This is a genomic window from Cellulomonas sp. Y8 (assembly GCF_008033115.1).
In the GTDB taxonomy this organism is placed as follows: Bacteria; Actinomycetota; Actinomycetes; order Actinomycetales; family Cellulomonadaceae; genus Cellulomonas.
Window position 1 is genome coordinate 1559667 of sequence record NZ_CP041203.1, and the last position, 16257, is coordinate 1575923.

The 16257-nt window shown below is 77.4% G+C and carries 9 protein-coding genes and 3 pseudogenes; 5 read left to right on the forward strand and 7 right to left on the reverse strand.

Features of this window, described 5'->3' with window-relative positions:
- Positions 1-74: 74 nt before the first annotated feature.
- The 3 genes and pseudogenes from FKM96_RS07020 to trmB all read left to right on the forward strand — a co-directional run bounded on the left by FKM96_RS07020 (position 75) and on the right by trmB (position 3298).
- Positions 75-1395 (forward strand): annotated as a pseudogene (locus FKM96_RS07020) (UDP-glucose/GDP-mannose dehydrogenase family protein).
- A gap of 165 nt (positions 1396-1560) precedes the next feature.
- The gene (locus tag FKM96_RS07025) at positions 1561-2343 is read left to right on the forward strand and encodes a VOC family protein (protein WP_147794632.1); all 783 of its coding nucleotides are present in this window, start codon (positions 1561-1563) and stop codon (positions 2341-2343) included.
- Between the two features lie 139 nt (positions 2344-2482).
- A complete protein-coding gene (gene trmB / locus FKM96_RS07030; RefSeq protein WP_210417387.1) occupies positions 2483-3298 on the forward strand; it encodes a tRNA (guanosine(46)-N7)-methyltransferase TrmB in 816 nt (271 codons plus the stop codon).
- Positions 3299-3470: 172 nt separating this feature from the next.
- Here the strand turns inward: trmB and cydC are convergent, their stop codons facing one another.
- From cydC to FKM96_RS07065, 6 genes and pseudogenes are all read right to left on the reverse strand, one after another.
- Positions 3471-5252, reverse strand: coding sequence for a thiol reductant ABC exporter subunit CydC (gene cydC / locus FKM96_RS07035; RefSeq protein ID WP_147794633.1), 1782 nt, complete (start codon positions 5250-5252; stop codon positions 3471-3473).
- Positions 5249-7255, reverse strand: coding sequence for an ABC transporter ATP-binding protein/permease (locus FKM96_RS07040; RefSeq protein ID WP_147794634.1), 2007 nt, complete (start codon positions 7253-7255; stop codon positions 5249-5251). The genes cydC and FKM96_RS07040 overlap by 4 nt, the downstream gene beginning before the upstream one ends.
- A 131-nt stretch (positions 7256-7386) precedes the next feature.
- Entirely contained in the window at positions 7387-10068 is a 2682-nt protein-coding gene (locus tag FKM96_RS07045) for an HtaA domain-containing protein (RefSeq protein ID WP_147794635.1), read from the reverse strand.
- Positions 10069-10142: 74 nt separating this feature from the next.
- A pseudogene (locus FKM96_RS21365) lies at positions 10143-11832 on the reverse strand (ATP-binding cassette domain-containing protein).
- Positions 11829-12850 (reverse strand): annotated as a pseudogene (locus FKM96_RS07060) (FecCD family ABC transporter permease). The pseudogenes FKM96_RS21365 and FKM96_RS07060 overlap by 4 nt, the downstream one beginning before the upstream one ends.
- A gap of 101 nt (positions 12851-12951) precedes the next feature.
- Positions 12952-14079 carry a hemin ABC transporter substrate-binding protein gene (locus FKM96_RS07065; RefSeq protein WP_147794637.1) on the reverse strand — a complete coding sequence of 376 codons (1128 nt, stop codon included), beginning with the start codon at positions 14077-14079 and terminating at the stop codon, positions 12952-12954.
- Positions 14080-14245: 166 nt separating this feature from the next.
- Between FKM96_RS07065 and FKM96_RS07070 the strand changes: the two genes are divergently transcribed.
- The gene (locus FKM96_RS07070) at positions 14246-14764 is read left to right on the forward strand and encodes a hypothetical protein (RefSeq protein ID WP_147794638.1); all 519 of its coding nucleotides are present in this window, start codon (positions 14246-14248) and stop codon (positions 14762-14764) included.
- A 144-nt stretch (positions 14765-14908) separates the two neighbouring features.
- Here FKM96_RS07070 and FKM96_RS07075 read toward each other — a convergent pair whose 3' ends face one another.
- Complete coding sequence (locus FKM96_RS07075) at positions 14909-15292, reverse strand: DUF5997 family protein (RefSeq protein ID WP_147796979.1); 384 nt, start codon at positions 15290-15292, stop codon at positions 14909-14911.
- 96 nt (positions 15293-15388) lie between these two features.
- On the opposite strand from FKM96_RS07075, the gene FKM96_RS07080 reads away from it, so the two are divergent.
- Positions 15389-16255, forward strand: a complete 867-nt coding sequence (locus FKM96_RS07080) for a LysR family substrate-binding domain-containing protein (RefSeq protein WP_147794639.1) — start codon at positions 15389-15391, stop codon at positions 16253-16255.
- Positions 16256-16257: the final 2 nt, after the last annotated feature.

Here is a 16257-nt window from a genome sequence, read left to right on the forward strand (position 1 = left end):
AGGGTCTGGCCGCAGCCGACCTGCCCGTCGAGGAGACCGAGGCCCGCCCGGGCACCGGCACCCCGGCCGCCCCGCTGAAGATCGCCGTCTACGGCACCGGCTACCTCGGCGCGACCCACGCGGTCGCCATGGCCGAGCTCGGCTTCGAGGTCCTGGGCGCCGACGTCGACCAGGCCAAGGTCGACGCGCTCGCCGCCGGCAAGGTGCCGTTCTTCGAGCCCGGGCTCGACCCGCTGCTCGAGAAGCACCTGGAGACCGGCCGGCTGCGGTTCACCACCGACCTGGCGTCCGCCGCCGCGTGGGGCGACGTGCACTTCATCTGCGTCGGCACCCCGCAGATGAAGACCAGCCACGCCGCGAACCTGTCCTACGTGGAGTCCGCCGCGACCACCATCGCGACGAACCTGACGAAGGACGCGCTGATCGTCGGCAAGTCGACCGTCCCGGTCGGCACCGCGGCGCGGCTGCGCGAGCTCGTCGCCGCCCAGGTCCCCGCGGGGCTCTCCCTCGAGCTGGTCTGGAACCCGGAGTTCCTGCGCGAGGGGAAGGCCGTCGACGACACCCTGCACCCCGACCGCATCGTGCTCGGCGGCACCTCCGCGCGGGCCGAGGCCACGCTGCGCGAGGTCTACGCCGGCCCGATCGCCGAGGGCACCCCGGTCGTCGTCACCGACCTGCCGACCGCCGAGCTGGTCAAGGTCAGCGCCAACGCGTTCCTCGCCACGAAGATCTCGTTCATCAACGCGATCTCCACGGTCTGCGAGGCCGCCGGCGCCGACGTCACCGTCCTCGCCGACGCCCTGGGCCACGACGTCCGCATCGGCCGCCAGTTCCTCAACGCCGGCCTCGGCTTCGGCGGCGGCTGCCTGCCGAAGGACATCCGCGCCCTGATGCACCGCGCCAACGAGCTCGGCGCCTACCGGGCCTCGGCGCTGCTGCAGCAGGTGGACGAGATCAACATGGGCCAGCGCGAGCGCGTGCTGGACATGGCGGTCGAGGCCTGCGGCGGCTCCGTGCTGAACCGCCGCATCGGCGTCCTCGGTGCGGCGTTCAAGCCGGACACCGACGACGTCCGGGACTCCCCGGCCGCTGAACGTCGCCGCGGCGCTGCACCTGCGCGGCGCCCAGGTGACGGTCTTCGACCCCGAGGCCGGCGACACCGCGCGCCGGTCCTTCCCGACGCTGTCCTACGCGACCTCCATCGAGGAGGCCGTCGAGGGCACCGACGTCGTCCTGGTGCTCACCGAGTGGGACCAGTTCGCGAACGCGGACGCCGACAAGCTGGCGCCGCTCACCGCCACGCCCCGCGTCGTGGACGCGCGCGGCAAGCTCGACCCGACCCGCTGGCGCACCGCCGGCTGGGAGTTCGCGGGTCTGGGGCGGCTCGCCGCCTGACGGGCGGCCACAGGACGGGGCGTCCCGGCGGGTCGGCGCGCGGAGGGAGCGCCGGCCCGTCGGGGCGCCCCTCTGCCGTCCCGGCGCTGGCCGGGTGCCGGCGGGCGGTGGTCTGATGGGACCGGCGGCGCCGCCACGGCCCGCGCCCGACCCGAGGGGGACGACATGACCGTGCGCGACACGCCCTGGCCCGAGGGGACGCCCTGCTGGGCGGAGCTGGCCGTCCCGGACCTCGAGCTCGGCCGGCAGTTCTACGGCGCGCTGCTCGGCTGGGAGTTCGCGGTCGGGCCGGAGGAGACCGGCTTCTACTCCGAGGCCCTGGTCGGCGGGCGGCGCGCCGCGGCGCTCAACGGCTACCGGCCGGCCGCCGACGCCCCGGTCGCCTGGCTGCCGTTCCTCGCCACGCCCGACGCTGCCGGCACCGCCGACCGGGCCGCCGCCCTCGGGGCCACCGTGCTCGCCGGGCCGATGGACGTGATGGCGTTCGGGGCGATGGCCGTGCTGGCCGACCCCGCCGGCGCGGCGGTGGCGCTGTGGCAGGCCGGCACCTCCCTGGGCGCCGAGGTCGTCGACGAGCCCGGCGCGATCGCCTGGGCCGAGCACATGTCCGCCGACCCGACCGCCGCCCGGGCCTTCTACCCCGCGGTCTTCGACTACGCGCTGCAGGACATCAGCGAGCCGGGCTTCGACTACACGACGCTGCTGCTCGACGGGGAGCCGGTGGCCGGGATCGGCGGCGGCTGGGACCGCGCCGAGTGGTGCCTCTACGTGCGGGTCGCGGACACGGACGCGGTCGTCGCGGCGGCCACCCGGCTCGGCGGCGGGGTGCACCTCCCGGCGGAGGACTCGCCCTACGGGCGGGTCGCGTCGATCACCGGGCCGTTCGGGGAGCGGCTGGGGCTGATGGGGCCGAGCTCCGGCGAGGAGGCGGCGGCCGCCGGGGCCTGACCCGGGCGGCGACGGGGGCGGCGCGGCGACGACGGGGCCCGACCCGGCGGCGACGGGGGCGGCGCGGCGACGACGAGGCCCGGCCCGGCCAGGACGGGGGCGGCGCGGACGCGTGCGGCGGCGCCGTTACCCTCGACGCGTGCCCGACCCGGACGACCGCCCCGCCCCCCCGACCGCCGACGCCGGCGCAGCCGGGGGTGCCGCCGCCGCGGACGCGCGGCCCGGCGACGCGTTCCAGCACGCCCCGAACACCCACGGCGACCCCATCCGCACCTTCCACCCGCGCCGCGCCGCGCTGGGCGAGCGCCGGACCGACGCGCTCGACCGGCTGTGGCCCCGGTACGGCTTCTCGGTGCACGACCCGGCGCTCGGCCTCCCGCCGACGACCCCCGACGGCGCCCTGGACGCGGCCCGGCTGTTCGGCCGCGCCGCCCCGCTCGTGCTGGAGATCGGCTCCGGCATGGGCGACGCCACCGCGGCGATGGCCGCCGCCGACCCCGCCCGGGACTACCTCGCCGTCGAGGCGCACCTGCCCGGCATCGCGAACCTGCTGGTGCTGGTCGAGGAGCAGGGCCTCACCAACGTCCGGGTCGCGCACGGGGACGCCCTCGACCTGGTGCGCCGGACCGTCGCCCCCGACTCGCTCGACGCCGTGCACGTGTTCTTCCCCGACCCGTGGCCGAAGGCGCGGCACCACAAGCGCCGGATCATCGCGCCGGACCACGTCGCCCTGCTGCGCAGCCGGCTGCGGCTCGGCGGCACGCTGCACTGCGCGACGGACTGGGCGGAGTACGCCGAGCAGATGCTCGAGGTCGTCGACGCCGACCCGGGGCTGACCAACCCGCACGGCGGCTTCGCGCCGCGCCCGGCGCACCGCCCGGTCACCAAGTTCGAGCGCCGCGGCGAGCAGGCGGGCCGCCCGTCCCACGACGTCATCGCCACCCGCACCGCCTGACCCGCCGCGCGCCGGCCTGCAGCACGCGTTCCCCCGCACCCGCCCCGGGCGGGTGCACGCCCGCCACGGAGTACCCGACGCGTCGAGCGAGTAGTCGCCGGGTACTCGCTCGACGCGTCGGCTGCTCGCTCGGCGGCCTCAGTACGCCGAGACGGGGGTCGGCTGCGGGCGGTCAGGCGCGCGCGAGGTTCTCGATGCGGAGGACCCGGTCGGCCGTGCGGACGGCGCCCGGGCGGTGCGCGATGACCAGGACCGTCCGCCCCTTCGCCGCCTCGGCCAGGGCGTCCTGGATCTCGGCCTCGGTCGCGACGTCGAGCTGGCTGGTCGCCTCGTCGAGCACGAGCACCGGCGCGTCCAGCAGCAGCGCCCGCGCGATCGCGACCCGCTGCCGCTGCCCGCCGGACAGCCGCTCCCCCATCTCGCCGACCCGGGTCTCGTACCCGTCCGGCATCGCCAGCACCGCGTCGTGCAGGGCGGCGCGCCGGCAGGCGGCCTCCAGCTCGGCGTCGGTGGCGTCCGGCGCGGCGAGCCGGAGGTTCGCCGCGAGCGTGTCGTTGAACAGGTACGTGCTCTGGCCGACGACGGCGACGTGCCGCCGCAGGTCCTCGAGCGACACGTCCCGCACGTCGACCCCGCCGAGCAGCACCCGCCCGGCGTCCGGGTCCCAGGCGCGGGTCAGCAGGTTCACCAGCGTCGACTTGCCCGAGCCCGACGAGCCGACGACGGCGGTCGTGCTCCCGGCCGGGACGTGCAGGTCCAGCCCCGTGAGCACGGGCCGGCGCTCGACGGAGCCCAGCGTCGCGGCGGCCGGGTCGTCGGGGTCGAGGTCGGGTGCCGGGTAGGTGAAGCCCACGCCCTCGAACCGGATGTCGAGCGGCCCGTCGGGCAGCGGCACCGGGTCGGCGGGAGACGTCGTCGCGGGGGCGGCGTCGGTGATCCGCCAGATGCGGCGGGCCGCGGCGAAGGCCTGCTCGAGGTCAGGCGCGACATCCTCGACGGCGAGCACCGGGGTGAACACCGCCAGCGCGAGCACGACCGCCACCGCGTACGACGGCCAGTCCAGCGCGCCGGACCCGACGCGGGCGGCGCCGACCAGCGCCACGGTCACGACCGCTCCGACCAGGAGCACCGAGTTCGCGGCCCGGCGGCGCGCGGTCCAGGTCGCGAGGCCGGCGAGCCCGGCGTCGACCTCGGCGGCCACGTCCCGGGCCTCGGCGCGGCGGCGACCGGCGGCGCCGAACGCCAGCACCTCGCGGACGCCTTGCAGCGACTCCGTCACCAGCTGGGCCAGCCGGCCGCGCGCGGCGCGGACCCGGGTCGCGGCCGCGGCGCTCGGGGTGCGGCCCCAGCCGGGGACCACCGCGCCGACGAGCAGCAGGAACGGCAGCAGCACCAGCGCGAGCACCGGGTCGTAGCCGGCCGCGAGCACCACCAGCACGACCACCGGCACGACGACGGCGCTGACCGCCGGCACCAGGGTGTGCGCGAAGAACACCTCGACGCGGTCCACGTCCTTGGTCGCGCGGTTCACCAGGTCCCCGGTGCGCCGGGACAGCACCCCGGCGGGCGACTGCGGGGCGAGCCGGTCGTAGAAGTCGACGCGGAGCATGGCGAGCGCGCGGAACGCGACGGCGTGCCCGGTGAACTGCTCCAGGTAGCGCAGCACCCCCTTGACCAGCGACAGCGCGACGAGGGTCCACACGACGGGCGCGATCGCCGCGTCGGGGTCCTGCGCGACTCGCGCGACGCCCCACGCGGAGACGCCGAGCAGCGCGATGCCGAGCAGCTGGCCGACCACGCGGCACACGAGCGACGCGGCGAGCGGCGGCAGGACGGGTCGGCCGAACCGCACCAGGCGGCGGGAGATGGCGGCCCGGGTCAGGGGGACCTCGGGCGTGGCGGGGGCGGGTGCCCCGGCCGGCGTCGCGGGGCGGGGCTGCGTGGCGGCGCTCACGGGCGGGCCTCCTGCTCGGTGAGCGGGCCCGCGACGACGCCGGACAGGTCCAGCGCGCGGGCGTAGTACGAGTCGATGCTGCCGAGCCGGTCGGGCGGGCCCTGCTCGACGATGCGGCCCTCGGCGAGCACCAGCACCTCGTCCGCGCCGCGGACCGTGCTGAGCCGGTGCGCGACCACGACCACCGTGCGGCCCTCACCGGCCCGGTCGAGCGCCTCGACCAGCGCCGACTCCGAGGCGGCGTCCACCTGGCTCGTCGGCTCGTCGAGGAGCAGCACGGGCGCGTCCTTGAGCAGCGCGCGGGCGACGGCGAGCCGCTGGGCCTGGCCGCCGGACAGCGACAGCCCGCGCTCGCCGACCCGGGTCGCCAGTCGGTCGGGGAACCGGCGCACGTCGTCGGCGAGGTTCGCCTCCGCGAGCGCGTGCCACAGCCGGTCGTCGTGGGCGTCGCGCGCGGCGAGCCGCAGGTTGTCCGCCAGCGTGCCGGTGAACAGGTAGGTGGTCTGCGCGACCACCGCGGTCTGCGCGCGGACCCAGTCGACCGGGACCGTGGTGGCGTCGTGGCCGCCGACCCGGACGACGCCGGACCCCGGGCGCAGGTGCGCCTGGACGAGCGCGGCGACGGTGCTCTTGCCGGAGCCGGACGGCCCGATGAGCGCGACCCGCCCGCCGCGGGGCACGGCGAACGACACGTCGTCGAGCACGGGGCGGCCGCCGGGGTAGGCGAAGGACACGTGGTCGAGCGCCACCGCCTCGGGACGGCCATCACCCACCGCGTCGGCCTCGCGAGGATTCACGTGGAACGTGCTGGTCACCGGCTCGCGGACGCCCGGCGCATCCCCGGCCGTCGCCGGCTGCGCGAGCACCGTGTCGATCTCCCGCACGGCCGCGCGGCCCCCCATGCCGACGTAGAAGAACTGACCGACCCGGTCCAGCGGCTCGAGCAGCACGGTCGACACCAGGACGACCGCGACCGCCTGCCCGGGGGTGATCGCGCCCTCCCGGAGCCGCGCCATCGCGAGGCCGGCGGCGGCGGCGACCATCGCCAGCGAGAACGAGGCGTCGATGACGAGCAGCACCACCTGGTTGCCCGCCAGGAGGCGCATGACCATCCGGCGCAGCTGCTCCGCGCTGCGCGCGAGCTCCGCGCCCTTGGTCGCCGCCCGGTTGAACGCCGTCGACGTCGGCAACCCCTGGATCGCGTCGAGGAACTGGGCGGAGAACCGGCGCGCGGTCATCCGGTACTGCACGGACACGCTGCGGAACAGCTTCTGGAACCCGTTGACCAGCAGCGGGATGGCGGGCAGCGCGAGCGCCAGCCAGCCGGCCACCACCCAGTCGACGGCCGCGCCGAGCGCGACGAGCGCGATCACCGGGACCGTCATCGAGGCGATGATCGGGAACTTGAAGGTGACCTCGTAGGAGGCGACTCGCTCGACGCCGTCGGTGGCCGTCGAGACGAACCGGCCCGACCGCTCCTGGGTCCGGAACGCGACGCCCAGCCGGAACATCTGGTCGAGCAGCACGTCGCGGCGCTCGACCTCGCGGCGGCCGACCGCGCCCAGGCTCAGCCGCGGGCCCGCGAAGGCCGCGGCCGCGAGGGCGACGACGCCGAGGACGATCGCGACCAGGGCGCCGACCGGGACGCCGGCGCCGGTACGGGCGCCGTCGAGGACCGCACCGAGCGCGAGATAGACGGCGGTGGTGCCGGCCGCGACGCCCCAGGTCAGCGCGGCGGGCAGCAGGCTGGTCCGGCGGGACAGCGGGGGCGTCGGGACCTGGGGCGGGCCGAGGGGCGCGCCACCGGGGCGACCCGGGTGGCCGCCGCCGGGTGCACCGGGGTGACCGCCGGCGGGACGACCGCCGGGGTGCCCTCCGCCCGGGCGCCCGTTCGCGGGACGGGCCGCCCCGTCCGGTCGGCCGCCCGGCGCGCTGCCGGGGGGACGCTCCCCGCCGGGCCGGGCGGGGGTGCCGGCGGAGCTGCCGGGGTGCGGGGCGGTCATGCGGGTCCTCGGTTCGGTGCGGGTGGACGGGGGCGCGCCCGACACGGTGCCACGCGGTCGCCCTCCGCGCGACACCGTGCCCGGGCACGGTGGTCGGGGCGGCGCGACCGTCCGGTCGCGCCGCCCGTCGATCAGGCCGCGAGCGCGGCCGAGCGCTGCCGGCGACGGTACGCCGCCGCCGTCAGGAGCGCGCCGAACAGCAGCAGCGCGACGGCGTAGCCGACCGCGTCGCCGGGCTCGGCGCCCGTGGTGGCCAGGCTGCCGGACGCGGCGTCGCACTCGACCTCCGCGCCGAGCGGCAGCGTGAACGACACCGGGTCGAGCGCCGCGCCGGCGGAGTAGAACCCCTGGAACACGGTCGCGCCGGCCTGGGTCAGCGTCGCCGGGACCCCGGACCACGCCACCTGCGAGGCGCCCGAGGACTCCGAGCCGGCGGACAGGTCCAGCGTGGCGAGCGCCACGCGGGACGAGCCGGACGGGCTCGCCACGGTCATCGTCAGGGTCGCGGACGAGCCGCTCGTGACGCGGACCGTCGGGTTCGAGAACGTCAGGTCCAGCTGGCCCGCGTGCCCGGTGAACTGCACGCCGCCCGACCAGGAGGCCGAGCCGACGTCGCCGGCGGTGTTGTACCGGCCGGTGCCGCCGGACCAGGTCCACGGGCCGGAGCCCGAGACGCCGGAGGCGCTGATCGACCCGCTCGCGATCGGCCCGGTGACGTAGCTGCGGAACGAGTCCCGCACGCCCCAGGTGAACGACGCCCCGGACACGGCCCGGGCCACGCACGTCGGCGCCGCGGCCTGGACGGTGATCGGGAACTCGAGGGTCTGGCCCGCGCCGATCAGCACGAGCGTGTGCGCCCCCGCCGGCGTGGACGCCGGGATGGTGAACGTCGCCGCGACCGTGCCGGAGGCGTCGGCCGTGAGCGTCGCCAGCAGGACCGGGTCGGAGTGCAGCTCGAGGCGGATGCCGCCCTCGCCCGCGCCGAACCCGTTCGCCGTCAGGGTGAGCTCGCCGCCCGCGGTGACCGCGCCCGACGCGTTCAGGCCCTGGACCTCGCGCACCGGCGCCGGCTCGGCGTCGCCACCGGGCAGGGTCGGCGTCGTCGGGACCGTGGGGGTGGTCGGGACCGTCGGCGTGCCGCAGTCCGTGGCCGCGCCGAGCGGCAGCGTGAACGACACCGGGTCGAGCGGCGCGCCGGCCGGGTAGAAGCCGGCGAACGCCGTGCTCCCCGCGGCGGTCAGCGTCGCGGGGACGCCGGACCAGGCGACCGTCGAGGCCGTCGAGCCCGCGGTGCCGCCCGCCAGGTCGAGCGTGGCGACCTCGACGCGGGTGGCGACGGCCGTGCCGGAGGAGACCGACATCAGCAGCGACGCCGTGGTGGCGCCGGTGACCCGCACCTCGGGGCTCGCGAACGTGAGGTCGAGCGCGCCCTCGTGGCCGGTGAACCGGACGCCGCCCGACCACGTGGACGTCGCCAGGCCGTCGGCGTCGACCCGGCCCGTGCCGGCGGACCAGGTCCACGGGCCGGTGCCGGACACGCCGGTGGTGCTGATCGAGCCGCTCGCGATCGGGCTCGTGATGTAGGAGCGGAACGACTCGCGGACGCCCCAGGAGAAGGTGGCGCCGGTGATCGCGACGCAGGAGGGCGCCGGGGTCCCGCCGCCGGGGGTGCCGGGGGTACCGGGCGTCTCGCCGCCCTCGCCGCCGCCCGGGTTCTCGCCACCGGGCGTCTCGCCGCCCGCCGCCGCGAAGGCGATCGGGACCGCGCGCTCGTTGCCCGCCTGGGTGGTGCCGCCGGCGCCGGTGGTGAAGACCGCGAGCGTGCCGCCCGCGAGCGCCTTCGCGTCCAGCGTCTCCTTGTCGACCGTGACGGTCCAGGTGAAGCCCGCGGTGCCGTCGGCGGCCAGCGTCCACTTCAGGTAGGGGCTCGTCTCGCTGACGCCCTGCACCCACGCCGAGTACGCGTTCGTGCGCGCCGACGCGGCCGCCCCCTCCGACGGGCGCCAGGTGCTCGCCAGCCAGCCGACCTGCGCGTAGAACCCGGCGGGCTGGCCCGCGTTCGGGCCGTAGAGGCCGAGCGCGCTGGTGTCGTAGCCGGAGCCGGTGATCGTCAGGGTCGCACCCTCGGGGTCCAGGCCCGTCGTCGGCGTGACGGTCAGCGTCGGCTCGGCCGGGGCCGTCGGCTCCTCGGTGCCGGGCTCGCCTGTGCCCGGCTCCTCGGTGCCGGGCTCACCCGTGCCCGGCTCCCCGGTCCCCGGCTCACCCGTGCCCGGCTCCTCGGTCACCGGCTCCGCGAACGCGATCGGCACGGCGACCTCGTTGCCCGCCTGCACCACGCCCTTGCCGCCGACGGTGAACACCGCGAGCTGCCCGCCCTCGATCTCCACGGCGTCCAGCGCGGCCTTCGTGATCGTCTGGGTCCAGGTGAAGTCCACCAGGCCGTCGCCGTCGTCGTCCGTCCACTGCACGTACTCGCCGCCGGTCGGGGTGTCCTCGACCGCGACGCGGTAGGCGTTGGACCGCGCGCCGGCCGACGCCCCCTGCGACGGGCGCCAGGTGTCCGCCAGCCACCCGATCTGCGCGTACATGCCGGCCACCATCGGCCCCTGCGTGAACGCGGGGTCGAAGTCCCGGCCGGTGATCGTGATCGTCGCGCCGTCCGGGTCCAGCCCGGTCGTCGGCGACACCGTCAGCGTCGGCGTCGGCGCGGCGACCGCGGGGGTCGCCACGAGCGCGGACCCCGCGCCCACGACCAGCGCGACCAGCGCGCCGGTCACCGCGCGCCAGGCGCGGGTCCTCGTTCCTCGGTGCATCGTCTCCCTCTCCGGCCCGGGGACCCGGGCGATCGTGCGGGCCGCGCCCCCCGACGGGCCGCGGTCCTCCTCGGTCAGTGCTGCTGGTCGCCGTGCCGCTCGGCCGGCCGGTCGCCCGGTGCGGCGCCGGTCGCGCCGGCCGCCTCGGCCTCGCGCCGGCGCCGGGCGGCGCGGGACGCGGCCACCCCGGCGACCGTCGCGGCGACCGCCGCGGCGGCGGCCGACCCGGCCACGACCCACGGCGCGGCGCCGATGCCCTCGGTGCCGTCCTCGACGGGGGCCGCGACGGCGGTCACCTCGGCGGTGGGCCCGGCCGCCGGCTCGGTCGGCGCGGCGGTCGCCGGCTCGGCGCCGGGCTCGGCGGTCGACCCCGTCGCGCCGGCGTCCGCCGCGCCGGCGTCCTCGAACGCCACCGGCGTGAACGACTCGTTGTTCGCGTTCGCCACCCCGTGCGCGCCGATCGTGATGACCCCGCACGTCACCGCGCGGCAGTCCACCTCGACGGTGCCGCCGGCGGCGTCGAGCGCGGTCAGGGTCGCCCCGGGGATCGTGAGGTCCGTCGACCACGAGCCGTCCTCGGCGACCACGCCGCCGTTGGCGTCGGCCGCGGTCGTCGAGCCGGGGAACGCGACGAACCGCTGGTAGCCCGCGTTCTCCTGGCCCTGCACGTCGACGGCGTACCGGTACTGGGTGCCCGTGACGCCGCCGGCGGACGGTCGCCAGCCGTCGCCGCTCGCCGGGTCGACCCAGCCGAACAGCACGTACACCCCGCCGAACCCGCCGGGCACGGACTGGAAGCCGGTGCCGGACACCTGCACGCTCGTGGGCGCGTCCGGCGCGGCGACGGCCTGCCCGCCCTCCCCGGCGACGACCACCTGGGGCGCCGCGGCGGCGGGGCCGGCGGCGGCGAGGGCGGCTGCGGCGGCGAGCGCGGCGGCCGCGAGGGCGCGGAGCGGCGTCGGGGTCATCGGGGGTCCTCCGGGGTGGTGCTGGAGCGGTCGGGCAGCACGAGCAGGTCGCCCGTGCGGGGGTGGACGAGGACCTCGACCGGGTGCCGGTAGACGGCCCCGAGCAGGTCGGGTCGCAGGACGTCGGCGGGCGCGCGCCAGGCCGCGTACCCGGCCCCCGCCGAGCAGCAGGACCCGGTCGGCGTACGCGCCGGCGAGGCTGAGGTCGTGCAGGACGGCGACGACGGCGTGGCCCGCGCGGGCCAGGTCGCGCGCCTGGCCGAGGAGCATCTCCTGGTGCCGCAGGTCGAGCGCCGCGGTCGGCTCGTCGAGCAGCAGCACCGGCGTGGCCTGCGCGCGGGCGCGGGCGTACGCGGTGCGGGCCTTCTCGCCGCCGGACAGCGTGGGGAACCGGCGGTCCGCGAGGTGCAGCACGTCGGCCGCGGCGGCGGCCTCGGCGACCAGGCGGTCGTCGTCGTCCTCGGCGGCGGTGCCGCGCCAGGGCGCCCGGCCCATGCGGACGACCTCGGCGACCGCGAACGGGAAGCTCAGCCGGTGCTCCTGGAGCAGCACGGCGCGCCGGCGCGCCAGGTCGGCGGGCTTCAGCCGCTCGACCGCGGCGCCCTCCGACGTCACGGAGCCGCGGGTCGGGCAGGTCGCCCGCCAGCAGGCCGAGCAGCGTGGACTTCCCGGCCCCGTTCGGCCCGACGACCGCGAGCAGCTCCCCGGCCTCGACCCGCAGGTCCACGCCGTCGAGCAGCGTGACCCCGTCGACGTCGTACCCGGCCCCGGTCAGCCCGACCGCCGCCGCGCTCACGCCCAGCCCCCGGCCTGGCGGCGGGTGCGGCGGATCAGCCAGAAGAAGAGAACGGGCCGCCGACCAGCGCGGTGAGCATGCCGATCGGCAGGTCCGCGTAGGCCACGGCGGTGCGGGCGACGAGGTCGGCGGCGAGCAGCAGCACCGCGCCGCCCAGCGCGCTCAGCGGCACCAACGCCCGGTGGCCGGGCCCGACGAGCATCCGGACCAGGTGCGGCACGACCAGGCCGACGAACGCGATGATCCCGCAGAACGCCACGGCCGCTGCGGTGAGCAGGGCGACCGCGACGATGCTCACGATCCGCAGCCGCTCGACGTCGACGCCGACGTGCCGCGCGGCCCGCTCCCCCAGCGCGAGCAGGTCGAGGCGCCGCGCGACCAGCAGCGCCACGAGCAGCCCGACGGCGACGAACGGCGCGACCACGGCCACGTACTGCCAGCGCGTCCCGTTCAGCGAGCCGAGCTGCCAGAACACGATCTGCTCGCGCGCCTGGGTGTCGGCGAGGAAGGTGAGGAACGCGATGCCGGCGCCGGCGACCGCGTTCACCGCGACGCCGGTCAGCACCAGCGTGACCACCTCGGTGCGGCCGCCGGACCGGGCCAGCAGGTAGACCACGAGCGTCGTGACCAGGCCGCCGACGAACGCCAGCGCCGCCGACGTGAACGCACCGAGGAAGTTCAGGCCGAACACGATGCCGGTGCAGGCCGCGAGCGCCGCGCCGGACGACACCCCGACGACTCCGGGGTCGGCGAGCGGGTTGCCGAAGACGCCCTGCATGACGGCGCCGGCGGTCGCGAGGGCCGCGCCCGCGAGCACGGCCATGACGACGCGCGGGAACCGGATGGTCCACAGGGCGGCGTCGCCGTTCGCGTGGCTCGGCAGCGGGCCGGCGTCGAGGCCGATCCGGTGCAGCACCGAACCGAGGACCTCGGCCGGCGGGACGCGCAGCTGCCCGGTCCCGGCGGCGACGACCGCGAGGGCGAGCAGGGCGACGACCAGGCCGACCGCGAGCGGCACGACGCGGCGGTGCCGGGTGCGGGCGAGCCCCGGGACGGGTGCGGGCGTGCGCGGGGCGCCGGTCGCCGCGGCCCGGTCCGCGCCCGGCTCGCGCAGCGCCGTCACGACGCGTCCGGCGCGTAGAAGGCCCGGGCGAGGGCGTCGAGCGTCTGCGCCGAGGTCGGCCCGAACGACAGCACCTGGGTGTCCGCCATGTCGACGACCCGGCGGTGCTCGCCCGCGGGCGTCTGCGCGACCGCCGGCAGCTGCTCCAGCAGCCCGTCGACCCCGCCGACCGACTCCAGCCCCTTCGTCATCACCAGGACGAGGTCCGGCTGGGCGGCGACCAGGCCCTCGTCGGTCACCGGCCGCATCCCCTGCCAGCCGATCTCGCCGGCGACGTCGACCGCGCCGAGCGCCTCGATGAGCGAGTCCGCGCCGGAGCCCTCGCCGAACAGGTAGTACACGCCGGCCTGGCCGCGCAGGTAGAGGAACACCACCCGCAGCCGGTCGGCGGGGTCCTGGGGTGCCAGCCGGTCGACCTGGGCCCGGACCTCGTCGATCTCGGCCTGCGTGCGGGCGGCGAGCGCGGCGCCCTCCTCGGGGAGCCCGACCGCCGCCGCCACGGACGCGATCAGGTCCCCGACGGTGCCGAGCTCGCGGTGGGAGTCGACCACGACCACGGGGATGCCCGCGTCGCGCATCTGGAGCACGGTGTCCCAGGGGCCGAGGGTGGTGTCGGTGATGATCAGCGTCGGCGCGAGCTCGAGGATCGCCTCCCCGGACAGGTCGTGCCCGCTCGTCGTCACCACGGGCAGGTCGGCGATCTCCGGGAAGTCGGACGACGAGTCGCGGCCGACGACGCTCCCGCCCAGGCCGAGCTCGAAGAGGATCCGGGACGTCGACCCGTACAGGTCGAGCGCGAGGACCCGGCTCGTGTCGGTGACCGTGACCTCGGTGCCCTGCGCGTCCGTCAACGTGACGGGGAGTGCGGGCCGCGGGTCGTCGGCGACCGGGTCGACGGGGGTCGCGGCGGCCACGGCCGTCTGCTCGCCCTCCCAGCCGCGCGGGTCGTCGACGGGCGTGACGTCGGCCAGCGCGGGCCGGTCGCCCGCCACCGCGGCCGTCCCGCCGGACGTCCCCGCCACCCCCGTGCAGCCCGCGAGCGCCGCCACCACGACGGCCGCCACCAGCGCCGGGACCGACCGACGGGCGGCGCGGCGGGACGGTGCGTGCGGGCGTGCGGGCATGACGAAGCGACTCCTGCGAGGGTGTGGCTCGCGCACGGGGGCACCATCGATGGGCACCGCGGCGAAGGTGAGCCAAACCTAAGTTAGCCCACCCTCAGAAGACAAGACGCGGTGTCGGGCCGAGTGGATCGCACACCTTCGGGTGAGCCGGCCCTAGCCTGGGCCGATGGACCGCCGAGCCCACGCCGACGCCCCCGCGCCCACGCCCGAGGAGCGCGCCGACCGCCTCAAGGAGCGCGTGTACGTCACGTTCGCCGCGCTGGCCGTCGTGCTCACGCTGCGGTCGCACGGCGACGTCACCGCCGGGGTCGCCGCGACCACCCTGCTGATCACCGTCGGCGGCACCCTGCTCGCGGTGCTGCTCGCCGACGTGGTGTCGCACATCGCCGTGCACGCCGCGCTGCCCACGGCCGCCGAGGCGCGGCACATGGTCGCGGTGTGCACCGGGGCGCTCGGCGTGCTGGTGCTGCCGATGATCTTCGTCGGCATCGCGGCGACGGGGTCGTGGACCGTCGACGGCGCACTGCGGGCGTCGACGATCGCGCTGGTGGCGAGCCTCGGGGTCGTCGGCTGGCTCGCGGTGCGCCGCGTCTCGCTCCCCGGCTGGCAGAAGCTCCTGGTGCTGGTCGCCGAGGTCGCCCTGGGCATCGCGGTGGTGTCCCTGGAGCTCCTGGCCCACGGCTGACCCGCGCGGACCGCGCCGCGAACCCCCGGCGTGAACCTCGCCGAGATGGCAACTCTCGGCTGTCGTGAAGCCTGGTCGCTCAGCCGAGAGCTGCCATCTCGGCGCTCGGTCGGAACGGGGGTGCGGCGGAGCGGGTTCCGGGCGTCAGCCGCGGGGGCGGTCGCCCTTGCCCTCGGCGGCACGGGCGGCGTCGCGCTCGCGCAGGCGCTGCTCCTCGCGCTTCACCTCGGCCTGGGTGGCGCGCTCGCGGTGCAGCCACTCCGGCGACTCCTCGACGATCGCGTCGATCTGCTCGGTGGTGAGCGGGTCGGTGAGGCCGTTGCGAGCGAGCCCGGACGTCGAGATCCGCAGCCGCGCGGCGACGACGGAGCGCGGGTGCGGGCCGTTCTTCCGGAGCTCGGCCAGCCACTCCGGGGGGTTCCGCTGCAGGTCGTCGAGCTGCTCGCGCGACACCGGCCCCGCCTGGAACTCCTCGGGCGTCGCGGGCAGGTAGACCCCGAGCTTGGCGGCGGCCGTGGCCGGCTTCATGGTCTGCGGCGTGCGCGCGCGGCGGGCGGGCGTGGGTGCGGGCTCGGAGGTCACGCCACCAGGATACGGACGCAGGGCGCGGCTACGCTGACGCCGATGTCCGAGCCTCCCGCCGCCGAGCCCGCCGAGCCCGCCGCGACCGACGACCCGCAGCGGTTCCGGCTGCTGCTCGTCCCCGGCGTCGTCCCCGCCTCCTGGGTCAGGACCTGGCGCGAGCGGGTCGCCGACGTGCCGCTCGAGCTGGTGCACGCGCCCGCCGCCGACGCCGGCGCCGTGCTCGCGCGGGGCGAGGCCGACGCCGCCCTGCTCCGGCTGCCGGTCGACCGCGACGTGCTGTCCGCGATCCCGCTGTACGTCGAGACCACCGTCGTCGTGCTGCCGAAGGACCACGTGCTCACCGCCCTCGACGAGGTGGCGCCGGACGACCTGGCCGAGGAGACGCTGCTCACCCCGGCCGACGACGTGCTGCGCTGGACCGACGCGCCCGGCGAGCCGTCGCTGCTGCCGCCGCCTGCGACGACCGAGGAGGCGGTGGCGCTCGTCGCGTCGGGCGTCGGGCTGCTGCTCGTGCCGCAGTCGCTGGCCCGGCTGCACCACCGCAAGGACCTGACGTACCGGCCCCTGACGGACGCGCCGGGGTCGCAGGCCGCGCTCGCCTGGCTCGCGGACCGGGACGGCGACCCGCTGGTCGAGGAGCTGATCGGCATCGTGCGGGGGCGGACGGTGAACAGCTCGCGCGGGCGCGGGGCGGCGGGCTCGGCCCCGGCGGGCGCCGAGCGCACGGACGCGAGGACCGGCGGGTCCGGGAAGGGTACGGCCGGGAAGGCGGCGTCCGGCAGGGGCGCGACCGGCAGGGGCGGGGCTGCCACCCGCGGCGGCCGGCCGTCGTCCGGCTCCGGCGGCGGGCGCGGTCGTGCGGGCGGCGGCCGACCCGGTTCGTCCCGCGGTCGCAAGGGACGCTGAGG

What these genes read in the sequence shown, in the direction of transcription:
- FKM96_RS07025 (WP_147794632.1), top strand. Translation starts at nt 1,561, where the DNA reads ATGACCGTGCGCGACACGCCCTGGCCCGAGGGGACGCCCTGCTGGGCG.
- FKM96_RS07040 (WP_147794634.1), bottom strand. Translation starts at nt 7,255, where the DNA reads ATGACCGCCCCGCACCCCGGCAGCTCCGCCGGCACCCCCGCCCGGCCC.
- FKM96_RS07045 (WP_147794635.1), bottom strand. Translation starts at nt 10,068, where the DNA reads ATGCACCGAGGAACGAGGACCCGCGCCTGGCGCGCGGTGACCGGCGCG.
- FKM96_RS07065 (WP_147794637.1), bottom strand. Translation starts at nt 14,079, where the DNA reads ATGCCCGCACGCCCGCACGCACCGTCCCGCCGCGCCGCCCGTCGGTCG.
- FKM96_RS07070 (WP_147794638.1), top strand. Translation starts at nt 14,246, where the DNA reads ATGGACCGCCGAGCCCACGCCGACGCCCCCGCGCCCACGCCCGAGGAG.
- FKM96_RS07075 (WP_147796979.1), bottom strand. Translation starts at nt 15,292, where the DNA reads ATGAAGCCGGCCACGGCCGCCGCCAAGCTCGGGGTCTACCTGCCCGCG.
- FKM96_RS07080 (WP_147794639.1), top strand. Translation starts at nt 15,389, where the DNA reads ATGTCCGAGCCTCCCGCCGCCGAGCCCGCCGAGCCCGCCGCGACCGAC.